The sequence below is a fragment of the Bacillus sp. B-jedd genome, from assembly GCF_000821085.1.
Classification (GTDB): Bacteria; Bacillota; Bacilli; order Bacillales; family Cytobacillaceae; genus Bacillus_D.
The window spans coordinates 710,738-735,342 of sequence record NZ_CCXR01000001.1 but is presented as its reverse complement, the minus strand read 5'-3'; the positions used below and the strand labels follow the sequence as shown (position 1 = coordinate 735,342).

27 protein-coding genes and 2 pseudogenes are annotated in these 24,605 nt (G+C 41.8%); 1 reads left to right on the top strand and 28 read right to left on the bottom strand.

From position 1 onward, the window contains the following. Positions 1 to 5: 5 nt before the first annotated feature. The 13 genes from flgB to flaG form a co-directional block, all read right to left on the bottom strand. Positions 6 to 398, bottom strand: coding sequence for a flagellar basal body rod protein FlgB (gene flgB, locus BN1002_RS03555; protein ID WP_231574968.1), 393 nt, complete (start codon positions 396 to 398; stop codon positions 6 to 8). A gap of 112 nt (positions 399 to 510) precedes the next feature. Beyond that, positions 511 to 1,188 carry a glucosaminidase domain-containing protein gene (locus BN1002_RS22985; protein ID WP_052445607.1) on the bottom strand — a complete coding sequence of 226 codons (678 nt, stop codon included), beginning with the start codon at positions 1,186 to 1,188 and terminating at the stop codon, positions 511 to 513. 41 nt (positions 1,189 to 1,229) lie between these two features. Further along, positions 1,230 to 1,544, bottom strand: a complete 315-nt coding sequence (locus BN1002_RS03545; protein WP_048823659.1) for a hypothetical protein — start codon at positions 1,542 to 1,544, stop codon at positions 1,230 to 1,232. A gap of 261 nt (positions 1,545 to 1,805) precedes the next feature. Continuing rightward, positions 1,806 to 2,165, bottom strand: coding sequence for a hypothetical protein (locus tag BN1002_RS03540; protein WP_048823658.1), 360 nt, complete (start codon positions 2,163 to 2,165; stop codon positions 1,806 to 1,808). A gap of 5 nt (positions 2,166 to 2,170) precedes the next feature. After that, complete coding sequence (gene fliS, locus BN1002_RS03535; RefSeq protein ID WP_048823657.1) at positions 2,171 to 2,539, bottom strand: flagellar export chaperone FliS; 369 nt, start codon at positions 2,537 to 2,539, stop codon at positions 2,171 to 2,173. 409 nt (positions 2,540 to 2,948) lie between these two features. After that, positions 2,949 to 3,866 (bottom strand): kinetochore Spc7 family protein, encoded by a 918-nt coding sequence (locus tag BN1002_RS03530; RefSeq protein ID WP_148362724.1) that lies wholly within the window; start codon positions 3,864 to 3,866, stop codon positions 2,949 to 2,951. Positions 3,867 to 4,156: 290 nt separating this feature from the next. Beyond that, positions 4,157 to 4,780 carry a flagellar brake protein gene (locus BN1002_RS03525; protein ID WP_048823655.1) on the bottom strand — a complete coding sequence of 208 codons (624 nt, stop codon included), beginning with the start codon at positions 4,778 to 4,780 and terminating at the stop codon, positions 4,157 to 4,159. Between the two features lie 41 nt (positions 4,781 to 4,821). Then, positions 4,822 to 5,715 (bottom strand): flagellar hook-associated protein FlgL, encoded by an 894-nt coding sequence (gene flgL / locus BN1002_RS03520; RefSeq protein ID WP_048823654.1) that lies wholly within the window; start codon positions 5,713 to 5,715, stop codon positions 4,822 to 4,824. Positions 5,716 to 5,729: 14 nt separating this feature from the next. Further along, the gene (flgK, locus tag BN1002_RS03515; protein ID WP_048823653.1) at positions 5,730 to 7,181 is read right to left on the bottom strand and encodes a flagellar hook-associated protein FlgK; all 1,452 of its coding nucleotides are present in this window, start codon (positions 7,179 to 7,181) and stop codon (positions 5,730 to 5,732) included. 28 nt (positions 7,182 to 7,209) lie between these two features. Next, positions 7,210 to 7,695 (bottom strand): flagellar protein FlgN, encoded by a 486-nt coding sequence (locus BN1002_RS03510; RefSeq protein WP_048823652.1) that lies wholly within the window; start codon positions 7,693 to 7,695, stop codon positions 7,210 to 7,212. Between the two features lie 11 nt (positions 7,696 to 7,706). Then, positions 7,707 to 7,976, bottom strand: coding sequence for a flagellar biosynthesis anti-sigma factor FlgM (flgM, locus tag BN1002_RS03505; protein ID WP_048823651.1), 270 nt, complete (start codon positions 7,974 to 7,976; stop codon positions 7,707 to 7,709). Positions 7,977 to 8,119: 143 nt separating this feature from the next. Then, complete coding sequence (locus BN1002_RS03500) at positions 8,120 to 8,692, bottom strand: DUF6470 family protein (protein ID WP_048823650.1); 573 nt, start codon at positions 8,690 to 8,692, stop codon at positions 8,120 to 8,122. Between the two features lie 91 nt (positions 8,693 to 8,783). Continuing rightward, positions 8,784 to 9,131 (bottom strand): flagellar protein FlaG, encoded by a 348-nt coding sequence (gene flaG / locus BN1002_RS22980; RefSeq protein ID WP_052445606.1) that lies wholly within the window; start codon positions 9,129 to 9,131, stop codon positions 8,784 to 8,786. 168 nt (positions 9,132 to 9,299) lie between these two features. Here flaG and BN1002_RS03490 point away from each other — a divergent pair, with 168 nt between their 5' ends. Further along, positions 9,300 to 10,151 (top strand): DNA endonuclease, encoded by an 852-nt coding sequence (locus BN1002_RS03490; RefSeq protein ID WP_048823649.1) that lies wholly within the window; start codon positions 9,300 to 9,302, stop codon positions 10,149 to 10,151. Between the two features lie 428 nt (positions 10,152 to 10,579). Here the strand turns inward: BN1002_RS03490 and BN1002_RS24190 are convergent, their stop codons facing one another. From BN1002_RS24190 to BN1002_RS03430, 15 genes and pseudogenes are all read right to left on the bottom strand, one after another. Further along, positions 10,580 to 10,681: a flagellin gene (locus BN1002_RS24190; protein ID WP_442853409.1), complete on the bottom strand. Its 102-nt coding sequence runs from the start codon at positions 10,679 to 10,681 to the stop codon at positions 10,580 to 10,582. Between the two features lie 358 nt (positions 10,682 to 11,039). Further along, positions 11,040 to 11,774 (bottom strand): flagellin N-terminal helical domain-containing protein, encoded by a 735-nt coding sequence (locus BN1002_RS03485; RefSeq protein WP_048823648.1) that lies wholly within the window; start codon positions 11,772 to 11,774, stop codon positions 11,040 to 11,042. Between the two features lie 298 nt (positions 11,775 to 12,072). Then, entirely contained in the window at positions 12,073 to 12,993 is a 921-nt protein-coding gene (locus BN1002_RS24455) for a methyl-accepting chemotaxis protein (RefSeq protein ID WP_442853408.1), read from the bottom strand. Between the two features lie 753 nt (positions 12,994 to 13,746). Beyond that, positions 13,747 to 14,205, bottom strand: a pseudogene (locus BN1002_RS24450) (MCP four helix bundle domain-containing protein); the annotation flags it as partial. 175 nt (positions 14,206 to 14,380) lie between these two features. Further along, positions 14,381 to 14,722 (bottom strand): carbon storage regulator, encoded by a 342-nt coding sequence (locus BN1002_RS03475; RefSeq protein WP_048823647.1) that lies wholly within the window; start codon positions 14,720 to 14,722, stop codon positions 14,381 to 14,383. A 208-nt stretch (positions 14,723 to 14,930) separates the two neighbouring features. Beyond that, positions 14,931 to 16,436 (bottom strand): flagellar filament capping protein FliD, encoded by a 1,506-nt coding sequence (gene fliD / locus BN1002_RS03470; RefSeq protein ID WP_048823646.1) that lies wholly within the window; start codon positions 16,434 to 16,436, stop codon positions 14,931 to 14,933. Positions 16,437 to 16,564: 128 nt separating this feature from the next. Further along, positions 16,565 to 17,413, bottom strand: coding sequence for a flagellar hook-basal body protein (locus tag BN1002_RS03465; protein ID WP_048823645.1), 849 nt, complete (start codon positions 17,411 to 17,413; stop codon positions 16,565 to 16,567). 30 nt (positions 17,414 to 17,443) lie between these two features. Beyond that, the gene (locus BN1002_RS03460; protein WP_048823644.1) at positions 17,444 to 18,319 is read right to left on the bottom strand and encodes a flagellar hook-basal body protein; all 876 of its coding nucleotides are present in this window, start codon (positions 18,317 to 18,319) and stop codon (positions 17,444 to 17,446) included. A 69-nt stretch (positions 18,320 to 18,388) separates the two neighbouring features. Further along, positions 18,389 to 18,832: a YaaR family protein gene (locus BN1002_RS03455; protein WP_048823643.1), complete on the bottom strand. Its 444-nt coding sequence runs from the start codon at positions 18,830 to 18,832 to the stop codon at positions 18,389 to 18,391. Positions 18,833 to 18,870: 38 nt separating this feature from the next. Further along, positions 18,871 to 19,791: a methyl-accepting chemotaxis protein gene (locus BN1002_RS24445; RefSeq protein ID WP_442853407.1), complete on the bottom strand. Its 921-nt coding sequence runs from the start codon at positions 19,789 to 19,791 to the stop codon at positions 18,871 to 18,873. Positions 19,792 to 20,598: 807 nt separating this feature from the next. Further along, positions 20,599 to 21,003: pseudogene (locus BN1002_RS24440) on the bottom strand (MCP four helix bundle domain-containing protein); the annotation flags it as partial. 75 nt (positions 21,004 to 21,078) lie between these two features. Continuing rightward, a complete protein-coding gene (locus BN1002_RS03445; protein WP_048823642.1) occupies positions 21,079 to 21,552 on the bottom strand; it encodes a chemotaxis protein CheW in 474 nt (157 codons plus the stop codon). 21 nt (positions 21,553 to 21,573) lie between these two features. After that, the gene (locus tag BN1002_RS03440) at positions 21,574 to 22,014 is read right to left on the bottom strand and encodes a chemotaxis protein CheW (RefSeq protein WP_048823641.1); all 441 of its coding nucleotides are present in this window, start codon (positions 22,012 to 22,014) and stop codon (positions 21,574 to 21,576) included. A gap of 21 nt (positions 22,015 to 22,035) precedes the next feature. Continuing rightward, a complete protein-coding gene (locus BN1002_RS03435) occupies positions 22,036 to 24,057 on the bottom strand; it encodes a chemotaxis protein CheA (RefSeq protein ID WP_048823640.1) in 2,022 nt (673 codons plus the stop codon). A 185-nt stretch (positions 24,058 to 24,242) separates the two neighbouring features. Continuing rightward, on the bottom strand, positions 24,243 to 24,602 hold the full coding sequence (locus BN1002_RS03430) for a response regulator (protein ID WP_082036105.1): 360 nt from the start codon (positions 24,600 to 24,602) through the stop codon (positions 24,243 to 24,245). Positions 24,603 to 24,605 lie beyond the last annotated feature (3 nt).

Below are 24,605 nucleotides of genomic sequence, written 5' to 3'. Positions count from 1 at the left end.
TGTAATCAAACCCTCCCTTTAATGGCGATTGACAAGTTTTGAAACTCGCTTGAAAGCTGAGTTGCCACCGTGTTATACCAAAGAGCATTTTTCCCAAGCCGAGTCATCTCCTCATCAATGTCCACATTGTTACCGTTTATTTGCATGGCGATATTTTTATTTTCTGCAATCTGAGGGACTGGTAGTGATGAAGATCTTCCAATTTCAAAGTGGCGGTAATCTGTTCTTTTCCCGACAAAACTTGATTGGTTTGCAAGTTTACTTTTCAAAAGTTCTTCAAAAACGACATTTTTCGCCTTGAATCCAGGAGTCTCCGCATTGGCAATATTATTTGAAATGGCTTGTTGTCGAAGATTTGAAGCATTCAATGCTGAATGTAAAAGGCTGATGGTATTCAAAAGAATCCCCCCTTTAAATATCAAAATTTTTGATGCTATCAAAATAAATTTTTAAAAATTGCAAGCGAAAAAATGAAAAAGCAGATATATTACTCTTTCACATCTCTTTCACTTATGTAATTAACTTATCGAAATATTTTGTCACACCTGTTACCCAATGGTTATTAAGGCCATTCGGATCATTCGCTGCCCCGACTGGAGCATATTTGGCTGCAATTTTATTAATGCTTGTTAACCCTGTTTTTAGATAGTTTTCACTTAGATTACGGGCCATATCGAAAATGCTTTCCTCAACCGATGCGTACGATTTCAGTCCATATTTGCCCATCATTCCAGCGATGTTATTTTTGAAAGCCGCGGCCTTGGAAGTGCCATTCCCCGTTTCGTGCTGGGCAACAGCGACAAGCAATGCGGGATTAATGTTATACTTTTGTCCCGCCTGGATAAATGCCTTTCCCATCCCGGTAAGTTTGCCTCCAAGTGATTGGTCAATTTTATCGCTGTTTAAATCGGTGTAATGCAATGGCCTCTGACCGTCTCCGGAAAATGGTTCTGAAAAAAAAGTTAATTTTTTTTCAAAAGAGAGGTTTAGGCTTTCCGGGATCGGGGTAAAAGATACAACGTCAGACTGTGGAGCTTTCGATTCATTCTGCATTTGTAAGTACTGGGTAAAAACTTCGGCGAAAAGGTTACCGGTATTTGATAGTGCAGATGGCAGGCTCTTATTGCCCGTGCGCGAAAGTGTATTGATAAGCATGGATTTAGTCAGCCAATCGTCACCTATAATCAATGGATTGATTCATCCTTTCATCCTGATATGCAGTGAAACTATTAAATCGTCTCTTTTAACAAACCCGAAATATCACTCATTAAATCTTTCGGCAGCATGGAAATTGATTTTAAAGAGCCATTCTCTATCTTCGCCTCAACCAAAATGATATTAAAGGGATCCTGTTCCTTGCGGAGGACAAGGATTTGTTTCTCCATGTAGACCAGATTCTTAATCATATAATAAGTTTCATTTGTTGAATTGCCAACAGTGATTTTGATAGGTTTCAAAAAATAAGGTTTTTTCTTCTTATAATCAAAAAAATTGTAAACCTTGCCTGTCACATTTTTGCCATTTTTTTGTTGCTGTTGGATCATTCCGTCTCTCCCTCTCCATTAACCCTAATGATAATCTGTCCTTAAGGCTTTCCTCACAATTCGCACCCTATCAACACTATCCGCCAATTCCTAACAAACTTTTACAAACAAAACATTTTTTCTCTGTTCTTATACGTGTATTGTATATGATTTCCTTCTTTGAGAAGACCGAAAAAATATTGCGGGTTCACGCAAAAATATTTTGATACGGACATAAAAAAATGCGTGGTCACGCAAACGAATTTGCGGGCCAACGCACTATTACCTTCCTATTTTCAAATCCAAGAAGGCTCCACTTGTTTGATTTTGATAGGAGCTATAGCCTTCTGTAGCCCTGCTCCTCTCCTTTAATTCGTTGCGGGCGATACTATTTACCGCAAGATTTTCTTTAAGCCCCGCAGCAAGTTTCCGATCAAGAGACAGTGATTGGGCCAATATTTCTTTTTGACCGGCGTCATATTGAAATCCAGGATTCTCCCTCATGTATTCATCTGCTTGGAGAAACAGGTTTTGGCGAGTCTCTAACAACTTTTCCATCTCTTCATAATTTTCACTTTCAAAAGCATTGTACATTTGGTTTGTTACAAATCCAATTTCCTCTACTATTTGTCTTATACTCATATTATTTAGTTCCTGTCCGTTGCCTGTTTCCAGGTTTCCGCCATATCTTCGGCCAATCCTTCGACTTCTTCGAGGAAGGCGATGTTTTTCTCAATATTTGCGGAAATTAAGCGGGATTTCATAAAATCATATAATGTCATCATAGGTTGGGAAATCTCAAAACCAGGTTTTAAGGTTACCATTAATTCAGTCAGAATATCCTGGGCTCGCAGGTTATTTCGGTTTGATTCCTCTATGTTATTCTGTTCGAGTGCGACTTTGGACAGACGGATAAATTTGATCAATCCTTGATAAAGCAAATACGTGAGGTCTTCAGTGCGGGAAGTTACGACCGACTGTGTTTGGTAGGCTTGGTAAGGGTTTTTTAAACTCATTTATATGAACTCCTTTCATAGATAAGCGGTTTAAATACTTATTTGTATTATCGGATAGACGTGGATTTTGTTAAGAGAAATACATTACATTTTATAGGTTGAAATAAATATTGAAATCAAAATTGGAATGAGGTGGTTGATTTCCGCTCTAGGCATTTCGCTTTCCGCGGGGCATCAGTGGAGCCTCCTCGTCGCGCTGCTCCTGTGGGGTCTCCACTTGCTGCTCTGTCCCGCAGGACAACCGACTTCCTCGAATGGACTTTGCACGAAGGAAACGCGATAGCGTTTTCGAGGAGTCTACATGCCTTCCGCTCCAATCAACAAGGAAACGATTAATACCAAATCCACTATCCATAGTGCAAAAGGAAAAAGCTACCTTGGTGAGATAGCTTTTTTGTTAAGTGTTTGCCTAACTTCCGACTTGGAGAACGACGCCGAAGCTGTCAATGATGTAGTTAAGCCTTTGGTTGTACGATTTTAAGTTCTGGATTTTAGCCGCATCACCCAGTTGGTTGAAGGCATGTATTTCCCTTGCTAGTTTCGCCACCTCACCCTGGAGTTCATCGTTACGGCGCTTTTCAAGCATGAGTTGCTGTTCCCTTTTCTTCAGCTTGTCCTGCAGCATATCTTTTTCAGAACTGATTTCCGATTTGATGCTTTCGATTTCCCGGACGGCATCCTGGTTCATTAATGCCATATTCGTCAGCTGATAAAGGCTTCTGAGCAACTCGTTCAAATTTAACCCCGGCAGCTGCTCTACATTGGAAATAAGGCCTGACAAAATATCAAGCAAATCACTGTTATCGGCACGCATTGAAGCATTATTTACAGCAACAGGCTCCCGATTCTGTCCATTGTCAGAAATGATTTCCGTTGATACGACCGGCAGATCGCTTTCAGGGATCGTGACAAATTCATATTTTTTTTGATTGATTTTTTCCTTTTTTAGTTTTTCTTTTGAAAGAGTATAGTACTTATAGTTGACGGACTGGTACCCGCGATTCAGGAGCCCTGCCACTTCCTCTAGGATTTCAGTAATGTTCAGGGCTCCCTCATTTTGACGTTCCTTAATATAATGGAACATGAAGTTGACTTCTGACTTAGTCCATTTCCGGTTAACTTTTTTAGCCCCGGTTCCTGTCTCATCGCTGTCTTGTGACTGATTCAGTCGGAGTAATAGCATATTGTTATAATAAAAAACCAATGTTCCTTTGGCTAAACCATACTGCCCTTCAATTTCACTGATTTCTTTTTCATCCACCTGAGCATCCCGCTGACTCTGCATCAACTCTTTCAATTCCAATAATGCCGCTTTCAGGCTCATCATTTAACCCCCAGTACACTAATTTTTTTCAAAATATATTTATATCTGCCTAATTTTTTTGATAGTCAAGAAATGATGTTTTTTATTATGTTATGTTTGCGAGATCAAAATTTCTATTTGTATTAATTATAGTAGAAAAGCGGGTGTAAACACAATAGGCCCCTATTTCCATTCTCTTCTATTATATTTTTTTTTGATGCATTTGTAAAAAGATAAATAAAAAAACATGCCACTTTTTTATATTTGGCATGTTTTTAACTTTTTGATATGAATTTTCATAATGCGTGAATTTTTTAACGCTGCAGCAGTCTCTGCTGTCGCTGTTTTTCAAAACAGAACTGGAGAATTTTTGTCTGGTCACCTTGATTGATTTGAACAAAACGAATGCCTACAGTTTTACGGCCCTCTTCTTCGAGCAGTTCAATCCGTTTAATTTCACCAGTGAATGCGACTTCGGATGCTTCCCGTCCTTGTAAAGGAAACTTTAGTGTTCCTGATACAAGCTGTTCCTTCTCGATAACCACATCACTTGGGCAGGAAACGAGCAGCCCACCCGAGCTGATGTTGATTGTTGTACATTCATGACCATTTATCATCGCCGGTTGGATCGTACCAACCCTGAAGTCCTCTCTTCTTTGAACCCGTAGGACTTCTTTCTCAAGAGGCTTTTTTATCCGGTAGAGGAGGATATTATCTCTTTTCCGGCCAAGCACCTCGGTCTTAAATTTATACAGATTGCCATTAGCGACAAATGAAACCTCAAGGAGTGTTCCTTCACTAAGCTCACCAATCATGCTTCCATCCAATGGGGAGCCGATCAGAATTTCCGTGACTGTTATATCAGCGACAATGGAACGGCATGATTGTTCTTTATGTAACATCTCGATAAAGATGTTTTGATTTACCTTTGGATACATAGTTTCTCTCCTTTTTCGGGAGTCTTTTAAAAGAACTTAGCTTATCTTAGGAAATCAACGAGCGATGGTTGGATGATCCTCGCCCCTGCTGACAATGCTGCGCGCTGAACATTTTCCTGTGCCTTTAAATCAATGATTACCCTCGTCATATCAACATCTTCTTCATGGGACAGCATCCGGGTAGTCGATAGCTCCAGTCCATCAATACGGGACATGCTAAGTTCCATCCTATTTACACGTGCACCCAGTTCCGAGCGCTCCCGCAAAATATGGTCAAGCTGTTCGTCCATATCCGCTAATGCTCCAGGAGGTTCCTGATCTGACTTGAATGCTGATATGATGTTATCAAGGACTTTAAAAATTCCTCCATTGCCATCATTATTGAAGATTTCCATGCCGGTGACGTTGATTTGGACACTATTCGTCTGGCCCACCCTCAGTTCCAGCAGCTCTTTGTTCTCATTCACAAAGCTCTTCCCTGAACCTGCAATGTTTTCGCGGTATGGCGGGTTTTTGACGTCAGTACCGGCAAAAATATACTTACCCGAAAGCTGAGAATTTGCCACTTCGCCCAAATGTTCCTTTAGCTGGCTGATTTCTTGCGCGATTGCATACTTGTCGGTGTCCCCGTTTGTCCCATTTATCCCCTGTAAGGTCAGCTCGCGTACCCGCTGGAGAACAGATGTGACTTCATTCAAGGCTTCGTCTGTTGCTGTCATCCAGGAAACGCCATCTTCGCTGTTCCTTTTATACTGTTCTATTTCATTCAGTGAAGAACGGTAAAACATGCCTCTTACTGCTGTAACAGGGTCATCCGAAGGCTTGCTTATTTTCTTTCCCGTAGAAAGCTGATTCTGGTAACGTTCCATCGCCTGATTGCTTTTATTGATATTCGCCAGAAAGCCCTGGTTAAGCATACTTTGAGTAATCCTCATCCTTTAGTCACCTCTTACAATCCGGCTCTTCCCATGCCGTTAATTACTTTATCCAATAGCTGATCCATCACAGTTACATACCTCGCGGCCGCATTATAGGACTGCTGGAATTTAATCATATTGGCCATTTCCTCATCCAGCGAAACTCCTGACACGGATTGGCGGCGATTTTCCACCTGCTGTATAATAACGACGGAATTATCTCTCATCCGCTGCGCCTCGCGTGAATCAATCCCAATGTGGCCTATGATGTTCCGATAAAAGTCATCCGCCGTTGAATCCGTCCCGCCAAAATCAAGATTGGTAAATTTCAGATCAGCAATCGCCTGTGCATTCTTTCCGTTCCCGCTCGATGTTGTTCCGTCCTCTTCAGCTCTTGCGGCAGCAATGAGATTAAGAGATTTCATAATCTCTGGGTTCACTTTCATATCACTCGCGGACGAGCCAGTGAAAAATGGAACACCTGTAGTGGGATTTCCATCCAGATCGTATCCTTGTTCATGGAGTGAGTTTATGCTATCAATAATTGTCTTTGCAAGGGTATCAATCTTATCCTGAATACTTGGAATGCCCGTTGTTTTTTCCTGGCCAAGTAAGCCGTAAGATTCAATTGTACCGAGGAGTTCCCCATTGCCAATTGCAACAGAATTTTCACCAATTTTTATTTTGGCGGGGTCAACGAGTTTCCCTGTATCGTCATATCCAATTGAAAAATCATTTTTGGTTTTACCGGAAACCAAAAATTCTGTTCCGACCGCTATATTTACCATCCCTTTTTCCCCTGGAGCAACCTTAATGTCAACCAGTTTGGATAACTGATCGACCAAGACATCTCGTTGATCATAAAGGTCATTTGGCTGATAATTATTTGGAACTAGTCGGGAAATCTGGTCATTGAGATTGGCAATTTGGGAGGCCAGTGAATTGACTTCCTTTTCTTTTGTCGAAATAACATTTTTTAAATCACTCTTTATTTGATTTAGAGACGCTGCGAGGTGATTGAAGGTTTCCGCGACAGCGACACCCCTCTGTCTGACAACGCCTCGGGCTGATGAGCTTTCGGGATTTTTCGTAAGCTCTTCCCAACCCTTCCAGAATTCATCCATTGTAACTGAAAGGCCGCTTTCAGAAGGTTCATTCAAGAGTTCTTCTATTCTCATAAATGTATCGCTTTTTGCTTCCCAGTATCCAAAGTTCTTATATTCGCCTCGAAATTGTACGTCAAGGTATTCTTCGCGGAGCCTGACAATCTTATTGACTGCGACCCCGGTTCCAAGTTGGGAAGGAGACCGGTCATTGTTCATGCCCGGCCCGGGTATTGCGTTGGTCGCCTGCATCTCTGCCCGCTGCCTTGAATATCCTATTGTATTTGCATTTCCAATATTATGACCGGTAATTGACAATGCCGTTTGCTGGGCAAACAGGCCTCTTTTGCCTAATTCCAATCCATGAAAGGTTGAAGCCATCCTATCCCTCTCCTTGAAAAAATCTCATCTATATTTTTGCATCCAATAAATTCGAATAACGATTCACAGCATTCGGCCCATATCCAACCGTCTGTTCCTTCCGGGCAAAAAGTCCAATGGAATATTGGAGGTAGGAAAGTGACGTGTGGATCAGCTTCTGGTTGTGCTCGTTCACACGTGACAGATCTGCAATTGTTTCACGTAGTTTTTTTGCCGTTCTGTTAAGCTTTTCTTTCATTACAAGATTTTCTTCCTGCTCCATGATTTTGTCTAATGTAAAGGATTCAGCATTTAAACCTTTTAAACTTAAATAGTCACAGACTAGCTGTTCCCTCCGGCCCTCAAGTTCCTGAATCTTTTCAATAATGGCAGCTTCGCGGACAGTGATGCTCCTCAATTCAGTAGCATCCCCATTTATTAATGCATCTCGCTTTTCATCGCTCAATTTAAGAAGGGCTTGATGTGAAAGGAGGCTCTCCTCCAGAATTGCTAACAGGCTATGAAAAATGGCCATTTTTAAGTCTCCTATTCAATGTCGTTTTTCCAAAAGCCCACGAGTTTATCGGCAATTTTCGAACTGTCTACCTTGTAAGAACCATCGGCTATTTGCTGTTTTAGTTCTTGAACACGCTTTTGCCGTTCGGCCTGCTCACTTGCAGCTGCCTTTGCCATTTCTTTTCCGCGTTCCGAAATTTTCACTTCGGAAGTGGAAGATTTTTTTTCTATATTTACGTTATTTAATCGATTTTGCTGATTTTGATAGGAATAGAACCCGTATTTCGCGTCAATCCGCATGAATATCCCCTCCCGTTACTCTTTAATAATAATCGGCAAAAAGAAAATAAAGTTTAGTGTATATTTTAAAGAAAAATGAAAATAAGCAGCGGTTAGGCAGGATTCCCCGCCTGCCGCTGCGATTCCTTCAAAGTTGAAAAAATTTAAGACTTACTGTTTATATTCAGCCCCACGAAATCTATTTCGAGCTGCTGGTGCTGCCTCAAATAAACCTCTGTCTTTCCCGGGGTGTAATTGTGGATAGTTTTATGAGGGGTAAATTCTGTTTCAACTCCGCCCTGCTCCCACTTAATCTCAAGTTCAGCAGGCGTATAATTTATTTTTACGGCACCAGGGCTTGGAATGAAAGCAATCCCTGTTTCAACCGGAGGAGGATTCCCCTTATCGGCTGAAATTGACACTAAGGCATCTCCTTTTTGTTCAATCGCCGCCATTTGATCGCCTTCCATTGAAATCTGCCCGATTGCCTCCAAAGCCGCTTGTCGTGCTTCAGCGGTTACATCCGCTAAAAAATCGGTCCTCGTTTTCAAATTGACATCACTTCGGGCCTGGTCCTGGTTAATTTCCAGGATTGCAGCTTTCCGTTCAATTGACATCTTCGCAGGCTGCTGCTTCATCGATAACTGAGCTGGGATTTGCTGAATCTCCTGAACGGGATCAATTCTTTTCAGTCCAATCTGTGCGTTTACCTGACTTATGCGGATTTGCGGAAACAATAGAATCACCACCTAAACATATGTATCCATTTTCATGATACCAAAAGGTGCCAATAAGAGATACAAATTTTACTGATTTTCCGTTCGAAAATTAAGCTTTTTTATCAATTAAATGACCCAAAAACTCGGTCATCGCCGCATACATATCGAGAAGCTTCTTCGGCGGGATTTCTCTCACGACTTCATTCGTCTGATCATCAACAAGTTTTACGTAGTATTCTCCCAGTCCCTCATGGAACTCAAACTTCAAATGGGATTGCGAGGATTCCAATATTTCATTCATGCTTTCAATTACTTTTTCAGTCTGCTTTTTTGTTGGCGCATCCTTTTTCTGTTCTTGGCCAGTAGGGGTTATTCCCTTCACTTTTGGAATGAAATCGTCCTGTTTGATCAAGGCTTCCAGGCTTTTCGCGCTTTGCATCGATACCTTGTCCAGCATACTTACTCCTCCCCAAGGGATAAATTGTTATTGAGGTTATCGGATAAATCTGGAGTTTGTTTAATATAGGTTCTTGGCATTACTTTTTGAATTTAGAATATCAATATCGAATTATGGATTTATATGATAAAATGAAAACATACGTTCCGTCGAGAGGGTGATTGGTTTATGTTCGGAGAATTAAATCAAGTCCAAATTAATGTTTTAATTGCAAGTATTATCGGGGACGGGGAACTTACAAAATTGTACAAAGGAAGCAGGAGAAAAAATAGCAGTTATAGGGAGCATTACGGTGAAAAGCAAAAAGAATACCGTGAATGGAAAGCTCAAATCATGAATAATTTATTTTATATTACACCAAAAAGCCAAACGTTACGGTCCGCTTCCAATCCCATTTTTACAATTTTGCTAAAAGAATTCTACAAAGATAATAGAAACAAAAATATTCCACATTCATTTTTGAAACATTGCACACTCCCCTACTTTTTAGCCATACTGTATATGTACGATGGTACATTATCCATCAGCCACCGTATAAACCATCTAAAGCAAAAGGTCTATATAACCCCGCACATATATCTATATTTACAAAACTACACTCCAGACGACCTAACCCAATTGAGTGCCCATATTGAAAAAACATTTAATATCCCGTTACATTTGGCAAGCAGAACAGATGGACATGGTTTTATACTGCGAACAACTTCTGTTAAAGAAGCGTTTGCCTATTTGGAAACGATTAAAGAAGTGTCTAAAGATTGTCCAACCATGTATTATAAAACTAATTGGGACTTTCGTTTAAAAACAGAAAAAGAGAAATGGAAAGAAAAACACCCTAATTATGACCTAGTTGTAACAAGTTCAGAAAGATTTCGTAAATACACTCTCGAAGAAACTGAAAATTTGATAAGGTTTAAGAGATATGGCATTACTGATCAAACTATTGCAGATTTATTAGGCAGAAGCTATTGGTCGGTAGTCTATAAACTTCGTGAAATGAGAAAAATGAATTTACTATAAAGTAAAAATATGAGAAAAAGCCTAAGGAGAAAATCCTTAGGCCTTTTAAAATTAGTATTAACGAAGAAGTTGTAGAACTCCTTGTGGTTGTTGGTTCGCTTGCTTTGCGACTGTATCTTTCGAGTACAGAATAGACTATATCTTCATCCACAGTTTTCATGGAGCTGGGCACTTCGAACAGCATTGGCTGCCCTACGAGATTCATAGCCATAGCATTCGCCTTAGACCGTGTTCTCTAGTCGTTGAACCTTCTCCAGAGTTTCCTCACAGGAGCTTGGCTGCTGATTATCCATTGGTTCATCTCCATCATTTTCAAACCTTTACGCTAATCGTTTCCAATTACGTTGTGGTTGATGAAGCTTTAGGAAGTTCCAGCAATTCACCCAGTTATACTCTAGTTCGTTACCAAACTAGACGCCCTTAAATCATTATCTCAAGAGTTGTAATACTCCCTGAGGTATTTGATTTGATTGAGCCAACATAGCTTGTGCTGCTTGAGAAAGAATAGAATTCTTTGTTTGCTCCATCATTTCTTTCGCCATCGTGCGAACATTTGCTTTCACAAATGACTAGACTATATCTTCACCCTCTAGCATTCTAGTAGGGGTCGGGCACTTCGGATTCACAATGCTGATGGACATTGTTTCACCTATGGATTTCATCATCATAGCCTTCGCCTTAGATGGTTTATCCTAGTCGTTGAACCTTCTCCACTCTTTCGAGACAGGAGCTTGGCTGCTGATTGCCCAATCTTTTCTTTTATCAAACCTTCACGCTTGTCGTTTCCAACTACGTTGTGGCAAGAAAAGCTCTAAGGGTTTTCCAGCAATTCACCCGATTATTATCTCTAGCCGTTACCAGCTAGGACGACTGTGCTTGTCACTGCTCTTAAGCCGCTAAAGCATAATCTACGTCACGGATACGAGATTCCGCAGCAGTTAGGTTTTCTGCACCATTATTAAGGTTGTTAATTGAGTGCTCAAGACGATTTTGTACAGCACCAAGATTAGAACGGTTGCTTGATACAGTATTAATTGCGGTTTGGACTTTTGCCAAATTTGCTGTAGCTGTTGCATTAGTTCCATCTAGCGCTGCTAAACCGGCTGCGCTGACATCAACCCCAAGCGTAGCTGCTTTATTGTCTGATAAAGTTAAAGTTATTTTTTCGCCAGAATTAGCTCCAACTTGAAAATCTACAGATGCTACAGTACCATCAAGGATGTTTTTAGTATTAAACTTAGTTTGAGTCGCGATATCATTAATTTGAGCTGATAATTGTGCTATCTCTTTATCGATTTCAGCATTATCAGTTGTTGTCTGTGTTCCATTAGCTGCTTGAGTGTACAATTCTGCCATACGCTGCAACATTGCATGAGTCTCGTTTAAAGCTCCTTCAGCAGTTTGAATAAGAGAGATGCCATCTTGAGCATTACGGCTTCCTTGTTCCATACCCCGAATTTGGTTACGCATTTTTTCAGAGATAGCAAGACCAGCTGCATCGTCACCGGCACGGTTGATTTTTAATCCTGAGGATAATTTCTCCATTGATTTAGACTGTGCAGTTGATGCTGTGTTCAGCTGGCGGTGAGTGTTCAGCGCCGCGATGTTGTGATTGATACGCATAATTTTTTTCCTCCCTAAACTTGTAATATTTTTTAAAAGGGTTTCCCTTTTTAAGGGTAAATTTATAATAAACCTTTCGGCTTATTAACTAGGTGAGTGGTTTGTTGCTTTTTGTCTTACAATAGTTATTATCGGAAACCTGATAGAATGATTTAGGGTTTTTCGAGAGATTTTTTATCATTTATCTTTTTGATAAGCTAAAGGAAATCCTAAATCATCAAATTCTTATAGCTGTTTGATTGCCTTGTTTTAATTATCGGATTTTGATTCGGGTTGTTTAGCCTATCATCAAAAAATATTAATTTAATTTTTTGATCTGCGTTGTTACGCCATCAATGGCATTGACGACCTCGTCAACCTCGGCTGTCTGGGATTCAATTGCGGCATTGAGAGCTTCGGTTTGTTTTCGGACCGTTTCCACTTCACCCGATATTTGTTCACCATATTGCGCTCCGTCTTTTGTCGCATTGAGCATCTGATTGACCATTTCCTTAATACTATTGATGCTGCGGACGATTTCATCGGCTGTAATCGCCTGTTCTTTTGCAGCGTTTGTTACCGCATTTGACTGGTGGGACACATTTTCAACAGCAGAGACAATGGCATGTCCGCCCTTGGCTTGCTCAGCAGTTGCCATGGAGATTTGCTGGACCTGCTCCTTTGTACTAGTGATCCCTTTAACGATTTCCTCAGCGGTAATCGATTGCTCCTTCGTGGAAACAGTCATTTCTTCCGCCTGCTTCGTCACGTTTTGAACTGCTTTCGTGATAAATTCACTATTTCTTGTCTGCTCTTCGGTTGCTGCGGCAATTTGATTCATTTCTTCTGTTACTCTCGAAATGCCTTGCGTGATTTTTCGGATTGCCTGGTTTGTTTTTTCAGCCAACTGATTGCCAACTTCTACTTTTACAGCACCTTCCTTAAAGGCAGAAACCGCAACAGAAGCTTCACTCTGAATCCCCTTAATAAGGACGGCGATTTCCTTTGTCGCATTGGCCGAACGTTCTGCCAGCTTCCGAACTTCTTCTGCAACGACCGCGAAACCCTTGCCGTGTTCACCGGCACGTGCTGCCTCGATGGCGGCATTAAGTGCGAGTAGATTTGTCTGCTCAGCAATATCATCAATGACTTCAATGATGCTGCCAATTTCTTCAGAGCTTTTGCCAAGCTCCTGCATCACTTCACTTGCATGGTTAATAACCTCGGATATTTCTTTCATTCCGCTTAATGTTTCGTTCAGAGACTCTGTTCCTTCTAAAGCGTCATTTTTAACTGTGTGGCTCAGTTCATTTACAGTCTGGGCGCTTCCGGCTACCTGCTTAATGGAGACAACCATTTCCTGAAGTGTTTCAGTTGTTTGTTCAAACGTTTCGGTCAGGTTCACGGCACTGTCGCTCACGACATTGATCGATTTACTCATTTGTTCAATAGAAGCAGAAATTTGCTCTACATTCGCGCCAGCATTCCCGGCGTTTCCAGCTACCTGTTCAATCGAAGCCATCATTTCCTGAATGGCCGAAGACGTTTCAACCGCGGATGCTGATAACTGATCCGCGCTTCCCGCTACCAAATTAACTGAGGCACTCATTTCTTCAACCGCTGCAGAAATTTCATGGACCCCTGCCGCTGTTTCATTGTTGCTGCCGGCAATTTGCTGGATAGATGCAACTAGTTCAATGACTGCTTCATTCGCTGTATTCATTGAGTCATCGAGTTCTTTCGCGCTGACTGCGGTTTGATCAATTGATTTCTTTATTTCATTTACAGATTCATTTGTTACCTCGGCATTCCTAGTTACCGCCTTTACCGTCCTTTTTATTATTTTTGTCATTATGAATGAAATTAAAATCGCAAAAATAATTGAAATGATAGTTACAATAAAAGTTTGAGAAATGGCCCTAGAGGCATTTTCTTGTGCAGCATTAATATAAACATCATTGTAGTCATCAATTCCCTTTTCAAGTTCATTTAAGGAATCTGACATTTTTTCGGACAGCTCGGTCATTTTTGCCATCTGCTTAAGAATAATATCCATATCGTTAGTTCTGGAATCCTGGAAATAGCCAGGAGTTATTTCATACCATTCTTGAAAGTTTTCTTGAAAATCTTTTAAAGTTTTTTGGTTTTGTTTTGTTATTAATAGCTTTTCAAGTTCTTTTATATCATTATTTATAGCTTTAACATCCCTATTGAATAAACTTTCGATGTTTGATTTTTCCGCTTCACTCGGGACATACACGTGCTTCACAACGTAAAGTCGTACTCTGGTTTGATGTTCCTTTAAGTCTCCTAGATGATTAAACTTCTGAACTTGTTCTTCCATATTATTAATATTGTCTGTCAGTAGATTAATATTTTTATATGACACAAGTTCTATTAAGATTAGCAAACTTAGTAAAATAATATAACTGCCCCAAAGTTTTACATTCATCGAGGTCTTTGGAAATAAATTCCTCGCTTTTGATTCACTTGCATTTTCATTATTCATTTTTTATCCCAGCCTTTTTTTAAATTTGATATATTTTTCTCTCGTTGTCTTTGATATAAGGCTTTCCCTCCAGTGGAAAAATGAAATTTTATAATAAACCCGGTTTTTTGATGAAAACCTAGGATATTTGTGCTGGTTGTTGATTAAAAGAAGCTTTGTTTTCCAATAACTCTTCCCTGTAAATGGCGACTTCCTTGGGAGCATCGATGGCAAAGCGAAGAGATTTCGTTTCGGTCTGCAGAATGGTTACTTTTATTGAGTCCCCTATTTGAATCGTATCGCCGATTATTTTGTAATTCTTTCTTAACTTTTTGACCACATCGGGTTTGACACGGTCTATTGGAATATCGTCTGGAGCTTCAATGGCCAATTTTAGTTTTGAAGCAAATTGAATGGCAGTTACCTTAACATTCCCTCCAATAATAACAGCTTGACCAATCTCCCTTCCGATAATCAGCATGTTGCAACCTCCTTGTCGCAAACTAAAATTTTTGCGCATTTAGAAATGAAATAGGTGATGACTTTTTATAATCTTACATATTCAAATGAGCATGTTTTATTTATCGACAATTCCGGCGTGTGGTTTAGCATCCCTTCAAAATTCAAATTTTTGTTTTTATAAAAAAACTGCCGGCTAAAGATAGCCGACAGTTTTTTCATACTTCTCATTACATATTCAATTGAGATGAGAGCCACGAGCCTTGTGAATTAAGTTGTGATAAGGCCTTTTCCATGGCGGTGAATTGCTTCCACAGCCTTGATTCATAGGCGCGGACTTTATCCTGTTCTCTGAAAATATTACTATCCAAAGCTTTTAATTGTTTTGCAATAAAACTTTCTGTATCGACAGTGGAATTCGGGGAGCCGGCCTGCGACCCCAGCTTTGAAATCGTCAGGTTCAACCGGTCATAAATTCTCCAGGCAAAACCGCTTTCTTTATGCATAGACTCGTTTGTTGCGGTCGTATCTGTTGGTTTATCTGAAGCACCTTTTAAGGTGAAAAGGCGTTTAACATCCTCTAGATTCGTCTGTAAGACGCCTTTTAGTTTAGCTTCATCAAGAACCAGCTTGCCGTTATCACGGTAATTCTTTGAAAAATCAATGCCTATATCCCTTAGCGTCTTAATACCCGACGCAATAGCATCACTATTTTCAACTGCCGCGTTCAGGCTGTTCCTCATTTCAATAAGAAAGCTACTGATGGTAGAATCGTTCGTCAACAAGCCGCTCTTAGCTCTTTCATCCCACAGTTTAATTTCATTTTCTTTCATATCTTTCTTCTGGTCGTCCAGGAGCGGCGGGTATTCCCTGTATCTTTTTTCAGTTAAACGCCCATTGAGGTCTGCAATCAGCTCATTATATTTTTCCACAAATGTTTGGATCCCTTTGAATATCCCCTCTGTATCGCTTCCAACCTGGATGGAGACAGGCTTGTCTTCGGTAACATTTGCCTTCAGGTTAAACGCGACGCCGTCGTAGGTAAACGTGTTTGAAGCAATATCAATTTCCATTCCATTTATCGTGACTTTACCCGGGATTGCATCTGCTCCTGATACAGACGTATCCTTTAAATTTAGCGGTAAAGGGGTTGTCCCGTCTGAGTTTGGAACTTGAATGTTACTGATATTAATCTGTCCATCAGTTCCATTAACTGTCGAGGTTAGGACAAGGCTGCCGCCAACATTCTCAGCCTTCACATTTGTATCTTTTGTATAAGAATTGATTTTAGCTACGGCGGCATCAAGAGTGCCCACTTCGATTTCAATCGTTTGATTGTTTAATGTGAAGGAAAACGGCCCATCTACTTTTTGGCCATTACTTTGAAAACTTACTATGGCTGGCTTATCGGGTTGTGTAAGAGTAGCACTCGAAATGACTAATCCCGCTTGGCTGCTATTACCGGCGGACGAAACTTCAATTGCCGGATTGCTTGAAGTAACGCTTTGTTTGTTGAAAGTTGACTGAAGTCGAAGAGCTTCCATCGCCTTTCTGAATTCGTCTACTTTTTTATTCACATCACGGTATGCTTCCGATTTCCATGTTGTTGAGATTTTGGTTTGCTGCATTTTATTCAAGCGGCTACTTTGGACTTTTACAAGATTGGCGACAATCTCGTCTGTATTCATACCGGACGCCAGGCCGCTTATTCTCAAGGTCGTACTGTTATTGATCACCGTTGGTCCCCCTTTACTCAAATCTGTAAACGGTTGTTTTCTATTTAATCGGCAGAACCAAAAAAATGTTTAGTGTATATGCAAAAAATCGGGACAGCGCATGTCTATCCCGTTTTTGCCAATAGAATTTATTTTAATATACTGTTTGCAATTCCCATCATCTGGTCTGCATAAGAAATGGCCCTTGAATTCATTTGATAGCCTCTCTGGGTAGCCATCATATCAGTCATTTCTTTTGCCAGGTCGACATTGGACCCTTCAAGGAAACCGGCGGAAACCTTACTTTCCCCAGCACCCATGATCCTAATATAGTCGCCGGCAACAGCCCCTCGAGGAAGGACACTTTCGTCCAGGACATACTGATTATCCCCGCTGTTTTTTAACAGATGCGGATTCTGGATGTCGGCGATTCCGACTCGCTGATTTGAAAGTGTGATGGCTCCTGTCTGCTTGTTTTTCAGCTGGATTTGGCCGTTTGCTTCTATTTTCACTTCGTGCCTGCTATCAAATTCGATTGGGTTTCCGTCTTGATCGAGCAAATAACCTCCGTTGGCATGGACGAGGTGATAGGTTCCCTGGCCATTCGGATTCGGGCTAAGATGGAAGTTGCCATCCCTCGTATAATGAGTACCTGTCACATTCCCATTTGCAGAAGGAGTCCCTATTTGGAAAAATCCGCTGCCGCCAATCATTAAATCAAACGGATTTCCTGTTTCCATGGCAAGGCCTTGGGACATATCCCGCTGGGTCATCCCGGCATTTACTCCATAACCGACCCTGATTCCAGATGGAGTCAGCCTTCCTGTTTCCTCCCCACCACCGCGGTTATTGATTTGGGAAGCAAGGATTTCGGAGAAGCTCTGTTCCCGGCGCTTGAAGCCAGGTGTATTCACATTGGCCATATTATTGGCGGACGTATCAATTTTTTGCTGGAAGGCCTGCAAGGCACCGGCGGAAATATATAAAGACGTATTCATTTTTCTTTGCTCCTGTCCTTAAATAAATGATCAGCCATTGAGCTTTCCTACAGAATACAGTTGGTCGAAGGAGCGGTCATAGACGCCAATTACTTTTTGATTGGCTTCATAGCCCCGGACCATCATCATCATGTCTGTCATCGTCTGGGCGGTGTCAACATTCGATTGTTCCAAGAAGCCTTGGCTCAAGGATACTCCAGGATTCCCATTCAGCTGAAGGGGTGCCTCTGACCTGTAAACATTCGCACCAAACCTAGTTAGATTATTTGGATTATCGGCTACAGCAATCCCAATTTGCCCTCCGGGTCTTGTCCGGCCCGGCTGGCCAGGATAAAGGATGATTTCCCCGTCCTTTGTTATGTTTATATCCTGCCTGGCGATACTGGTTCCAATCTGGATTGGCTGCCCATTTCGGCCTAGAACTTTATATCCATCCGATGTGACTAGACTGCCTTGTGAATCGACATCCCATTTCCCTTTCCGGGTGTAGCCGATTCCTTCACCAGGTATTTGGACGGCAAAAAACGCAGCTGGTTTCACTTGCCTCCCGCCTTCATTTCTTGTTGGAATTGCCTGGTCATCTAAAGCAATATCAAGCGGCTGATTGGTTTCGACCACTGCTCCTTGCTGGAAACTCGGCACCCGGTCCTGGGTGTATACACCATTTGATAGCACTCCAACCTGGACAGGGAACCCAGGAATTTGGCCTAAGCTTCCGTTTGGTATAGCAGCAGCTTCGTTATAATCCTTGATTCGCTGAATAACGAAATTAGGAAAAGACCGAAGAACGGTGTCATCTTTTTTGTAGCCAGGCGTCTGGGCATTTGCCAGATTGTCCGCCAAGGCTTCCTGCCTCCGCTCCATCGCGATCATTCCTGAAGCGGCGGAATACAGCCCTCTTATCATTAGAAAATCTCCTTTCTTTAAGGGATTAGGATAGATAGAAGCTTCATGCTATCCCATTGATTACATCAATTATGTGTATAAATTAACGAGCAACCCTTTTATTTCCCCGATTTTGGACAGTATCGAAAGCTGGTCATTTTGCTGGCTGAGGATTTGGTCAGTCAGTTCAACGAGTTTCTTATCAAGGATTTGAACGGTTTTCAGTGATTTGTTGCCGCCGAAAGGATCCCACGTTTCTGCATGGTAAAGCCCTACTCCATTTTTGGTCACATCATCCATGAATCTTTTGACAAGTGATTTATATTTACGGAGTTCCTGAAAGGTCGGCTGTTCGCTAAGCTTCTGCCCCTGGCTGTCAATCTCCTCGAGGAGCTGTTGGAGATGGGTTTCAGTCAGCTCCTTGGAGTAGGAATTGATAATGTTCTGGAAAGCAGGGGACGGAACAGAACTCCGCCCCGCTGGATTAAGACGCTGCTCGCCAAAACTGGCTCTTACCGATTCTTGTACTTTCATTGGCACTTCCCCTTCATGTTATTAGGAAGGAATGACAATTACTTAATCTTTTCAATCTGGATATTCACATCAGTAATTGCTTTTACAACCTCTTCCACTTCATTCGTTTGGATTTGGATGCCCGCATTCAATTCCTCTGTCTGCTTCCGGACATTGCCAATTTCCATTTCGATCTCTTGTCCGTATTTTGCCTGTTCATTTGTCGCGAATGTGATTTGCTTAACCATCTCTTTAATATTATTGATATTGCTAACTATTTCATTGGAGGTAAGCGCCTGTTCCCTTGTGGCCGCGGTCGTCGAAGCTGATTGACTTGTCACATTTTCAATTGCTTCAACAATTGCCTGGCTTCCACGTGCAAGTTCGGCGGTCGCAATTGAAATTTGCATGACCTGGTCCCTAGTATCGGTGATCCCTTTTACAATTTCTTCAGCAGAAATGGATTGTTCCTTCGTAGAATGCATCATCTCCGAGGCTTGGGCAGTTACATTTTCAACTGCACTTGTAATAAACTTGCTATTCTGGGTTTGTTCTTCGGTTGCCTTGGCAATTTGGTGCATTTCCTCGGTAACTTGTCCTATGCCATCAGTTATCTTATGGATAGCTTGGTTAGTTTTTTCGGCAAGCTTGTTTCCTGTCTTTACCTTTTCTTCTCCGTCTTTGATGGAGTTGATCGCAACCTTTGTCTCATCCTGTATCCCTTTAATGAGGACAGCGATTTCCTTTGTCGCTTTCGCTGATCGTTCTGCAAGTTTCCTGACCTCTTCCGCGACAACGGCAAACCCTTTTCCATGTTCCCCGGCGCGGGCGGCTTCGATTGCCGCATTCAATGCCAGAAGGTTGGTCTGCTCAGCAATATCATCGATCACCTCAATAATCGTGCCGATTTCCCGGGAACTATTACCCAGTTTTTCCATTACCTCGCTTGCCTGGTCAATCACGATTGAAATATCCTTCATGCCCGCTAGTGTTTCATCAAGGGAATGAGTTCCTTCAAGTGCGTCATTCTGGACAGTCATGCTCAATGTATTGACCTTCTGTGCACTGTCCGCCACCAGCTGAATCGAAGCAAGCAATTCCTCTATCGTATGAGCTGCCTGTTCGGCTGTCTCGGTTAGCCCTCCGGCATTGACGCTGACACCTTTTACCGATTTGCTCATTTCTTCGATAGCTGCCGAGATTTCCTCGACATTTGAACCGGCATTGCCGACATTCCCCGCAACCTGTTCGATGGTCGCCATCATTTCCTGGATGGCAGAAGAAGTTTCTTCGGCTGACGCGGCCAGCTGTCCGGCACCGCCAGATACCTGGCTTATCGACGCGCTGATTTCTTCAATCGCCGCGGAAATTTCATCAACCCCGGAAGCCGTAACATTGGCATTTCCGGCGACTTGCTGAATCGACGCAACCAGCTCGCTGACAGATTGATTTGTTTTGTCCATTGAGGTATCCAGGCTTTCGGCACTCGCGGCCGTCTTATTTATTGAATTTTTAATTACATCGACTGATCGGGTTGTGTGGTCTGCGTTTTCAATCACCCCGGAGACCGAACGGGCAATCGCCCTTGTTATGCTAAAGACAATGATAATACTTAAAAGTGTGGAGACCAGGGCGACTGCAATAATAAGCCGTTTGCCATCTTTGTCTTGTTTTTCAGCCTTCTCGGTCATATCGGCCAATGTACTTTCTGTATTCCCTTTCATTTCAACGAGGCTTGCATTCGCTGCTCCCGCAATTTTCCCCATCTCATTGAATTCATAAGCGAAACCTGGATCGTCCGCTTTAGACTTTTCTATTACCGACGGAATTAAGTTTTTATATTCGATGAATTTCTCTTCAAATTGATTTAGGAGCAAACTATTATTACTGTTTCCGAAAAGAGTGCGGAGTGTTTCTATTTCCCTTTCAATTCCCTTGATGGTTTTGCTGATTTCCTCTTCAATCTGCTTTTCATATACAGTCTCTGATTCTGTACCATGTTTGGCAATCTTCAGGCCTAACTGAGACATATTATTCGTCAGTTCATCCACCGTTTTAACCTTTTGTGATTCCTCATTGACAATTTTGTTGACCGATTCCGATAAAGCATTAATATTCATATAAGACATTATACTCACGAGCAATAGAAGCAACAGTATTGTCATAAAACTTGCCCAAAGTTTTGTTTTCATCGTAAATCTATCCAGGAATCGTGTCTTTTTCATATGTTATTCTCCTCTGTCAAATGAATGCTAGCAGTAAAGGTTTTATAAAGTGGGTTGCAATTTTTTTAGTTCATCCAGTCTGGTCGTGTCCTCAAGCAGCTTTTCTATATCCAGTAGGATAATTAAGCGGCCATCCAATTTTGATATCCCAAGCAGATATTCTACATGTTTTAGTTCCATTAAATTAGGCTGCTGAATGGATTCAGAAGGGATATCCTGCACAGCGGTAGCCGCATCTACCACGATTCCTATTTCTTTGCCCCCGGCCTGAACAATAATGATTCTAGTAGAATCAGAGTGCTCCTGGAGTTTTCCAGTCAACGCGGCGCTTAAATCAACGATAGGCGTTACGACATCCCTTATAGTCGCGATCCCCAGGACATGAGGCGGGCGGTTAGGATAGGCAGTGACAGGTTCCATTCTCTCAATTGAGACAACCTGGTGGATTTGTACGCCGTATTCCTCCCGGCCCACCCTGAAAATAAGGGCTTTAAAATCCTTAATGTCTGTTGTCATTTTTTCTTCACCTCTTGCTGATTAAGATTTGATTGTGTCGCCCAATGTATCTTTCATGAACTCAGGCAGTTTTAGGAGGGTAATCAGGCGGCCATCGATTTTCGCGACTCCGCCGAAGAAATCCCTATTAAATTGAAGGGTTGATGGCGCCTCGATCGCATCTGGCTGAATATCCATTACGTCACTTGTCTCGTCCACAATCAGACCCATTTCAACTTCTTCGTATTTTGCAATGATAATCCGTGAATAGTCCGTATATTTCGCCTGGCCAAGACCCAATTTACTTCGCAGGTCAATGACCGGAGTCACATTTCCCCGCAGGTTAATGACACCTTTCACATAGGCTGGGGCATTAGGGACTCTTGTTATCGGTAGAAGCCGTTCGATGCCCTGGACCTGTTCAATCTCGAGGCCGTACTCCTCTTCTCCGAGTTTAAATGCGACAATTTTTACTATACTCATAAGGAAGGTGCATCCTTTCTGTTAAACAAACTGATTAGAATCAATGATTAAAGCAACTTCTCCAGTTCCGAGAATAGTAGCTCCCGAAATGGCGTAAAGATTATTCAAGAAGCTTCCTAGTGATTTTAGGACGACTTCCTGTTGTCCAAGCACCGAGTCAACGACAAGGCCGACGGTTTTATCCCCTTTTCGGACAATGACAATATAAAGTTGATTCTGCTCTACTACTGTGGTGGCAGACGGTATTTGGAACGCATCTTTTAAATACACGAGCGGTACGATATTCCCGCGGAATTGAATGACCTTCTGTTCATAAAGAGCTGAAACCTGGTCTTTTCCCACGGTGGTTATTTCGACAATCGAACTAAACGGTATCGCGTACGTTTCCTCTTCAACCTTTACTAGCATCGAGAATATGATTGATAGCGTTAAAGGAAGCTGAATGCGGAAGGTTGATCCCTGTCCTGGTATGGAATCGATCGTAATCGTGCCGCCAAGTGACTCTATTTTCGTTTTGACAACATCAAGCCCAACGCCGCGGCCCGAAATATCGGATATCTTATCAGCGGTACTGAATCCTGAGGCGAAAATCAAGGAGAAGATTTGCTGGTCAGTTAAAGTTGCAGCTGCCTCTTCAGTCACTACCCCGCGCTCAATAGCCTTTTCGAGAACCTTGTCGCGATTGATTCCTTTTCCGTCATCCGCCACTTCAATAAACACATGGTTACCGCCATGATAGGCTTTTAAGACGATTTTTCCTTCTTCCGGTTTATTGCTTAACCGCCTTTCCTCCGTTGATTCTAGGCCGTGGTCAAGTGCGTTCCTCAATAAATGGACAAGAGGATCGCTGATTTCGTCAATAACAGTCCTGTCTAATTCCGTCTCCGCGCCTTCAATCACTAATTGGACTTTTTTATTTAGTTCTTTCGCCAAATCCCTGACCATTCTTGGAAATCTGTTGAAAACTTGCTCAACTGGAACCATTCGCATATTCAAAATCAATCCCTGTAAATCGGTGGAGATTCTCGTCATATGCTCTACTGTTTCCGTCAATTCAGAATGCTCTGTTTTTCGTGCAATCTGTTCAAGCCGTCCCCGGTCTATGATCAATTCACTGAACAGATTCATTAAGTGGTCAAGTTTATCAATATCCACTCTAATTGATTTGGAGCGGTGTTTTTTCTTTTCAGACTCTTTGGCTGCCTCAGGTCTCCCTGCCTTTTTCTGGTCCTCTTTTACCTTTTGCTGAACAGATGAAGTCTCTTCTAATTCCTGGACAAGCCGCTCCATGACAGTCACATTTCTTACTTCTGAAATATTCAACAAATGGGTCTTCAAATGAGAAGGATCCTGCTCGGTGAGGACAAATAATGTGAATGAATCCTCAAAATCTCCTTCTTCGATCTGCTCGGCGGAAGGAATTGCCTGAACGATGTCGCCCATCTCCTCGACGGCTTGAAAAACCATGTAAGCCCTAACCGATTTCATGATTGATTTCTCATCAATGGTAACTTTGACTTCATATAATTGATGGCCAGTCATTTTTGCATACTCCAAGGCTGAAGATAAGTATTCGGGAAGGACCGAATCAGTTTTCAAATCCGTAACTATCTCCATTTCAGCTGTCACTGCAGCCTCTTGAATTGCTGTAGGAACCGCTTTTTCTGGATTTTGGATGCCTTGCAAAAGGCCGACCATGTGCGATACGTCCTCTTTTCCATCTCCACCTTGTTCAATGTTCTCTACCATTCGCTCAATGATATCTACACATTTAAAAATGACATCCATTATATCTGCCGTGATTGTCAATTTTGTATTCCGAAGCAAGTCGAGAACATTTTCCATTTGATGCGTTAATGACGCCAAATCCTCAAATCCCATTGAGGCCGCCATTCCTTTCAGAGTGTGGGCGGAACGGAAAATTTCATTGATGATGCCAATGTGCTCGGGCTCAGCTTCAAGACGAAGCAGCTCTTTGTTAATAACTTGCAAGTGTTCCTTGGACTCTTCTATAAACATTTCTAAATAATCGTTCATATCCATACGAAAATACCCTCGCTGTACAGTTTATAAAAATTCTTGTTTTTGAATGATCATTACAGGTTGTTTTGCCGGAATGGTGGATGTTTTTCCAACCCACTCAACTTTTAACCTCAAAAAAGGGACCCTTTCCATCAGGATCCCTTTTTAAAACAGGTCCTTTTCGACCTATAAAAAGCCTTTTTTCATTAGCCTAATACTTTTGTAATTGATTCCATGACGCGGTCTGCCTGAAAAGGTTTTACAACAAAATCCTTCGCGCCCGCCTGGATTGCTTCAAGCACCATTGGCTGTTGGCCCATTGCTGAGCACATAATGATATTTGCCTGGGGATGGAAGGATTTAATTTGTTTTACCGCAGTAATTCCATCCATCTCTGGCATGGTAATATCCATTGTAACTACATCTGGACTAAGTTCGCGGTATTTTTCGATGGCATCCGCCCCATTAACTGCCTCGCCGATTACCTCAAGGCCGTTCTTTGTCAATATATCTTTCAGCATCATCCTCATGAATGCCGCATCGTCAACAATTAATACTTTTGCCACCTT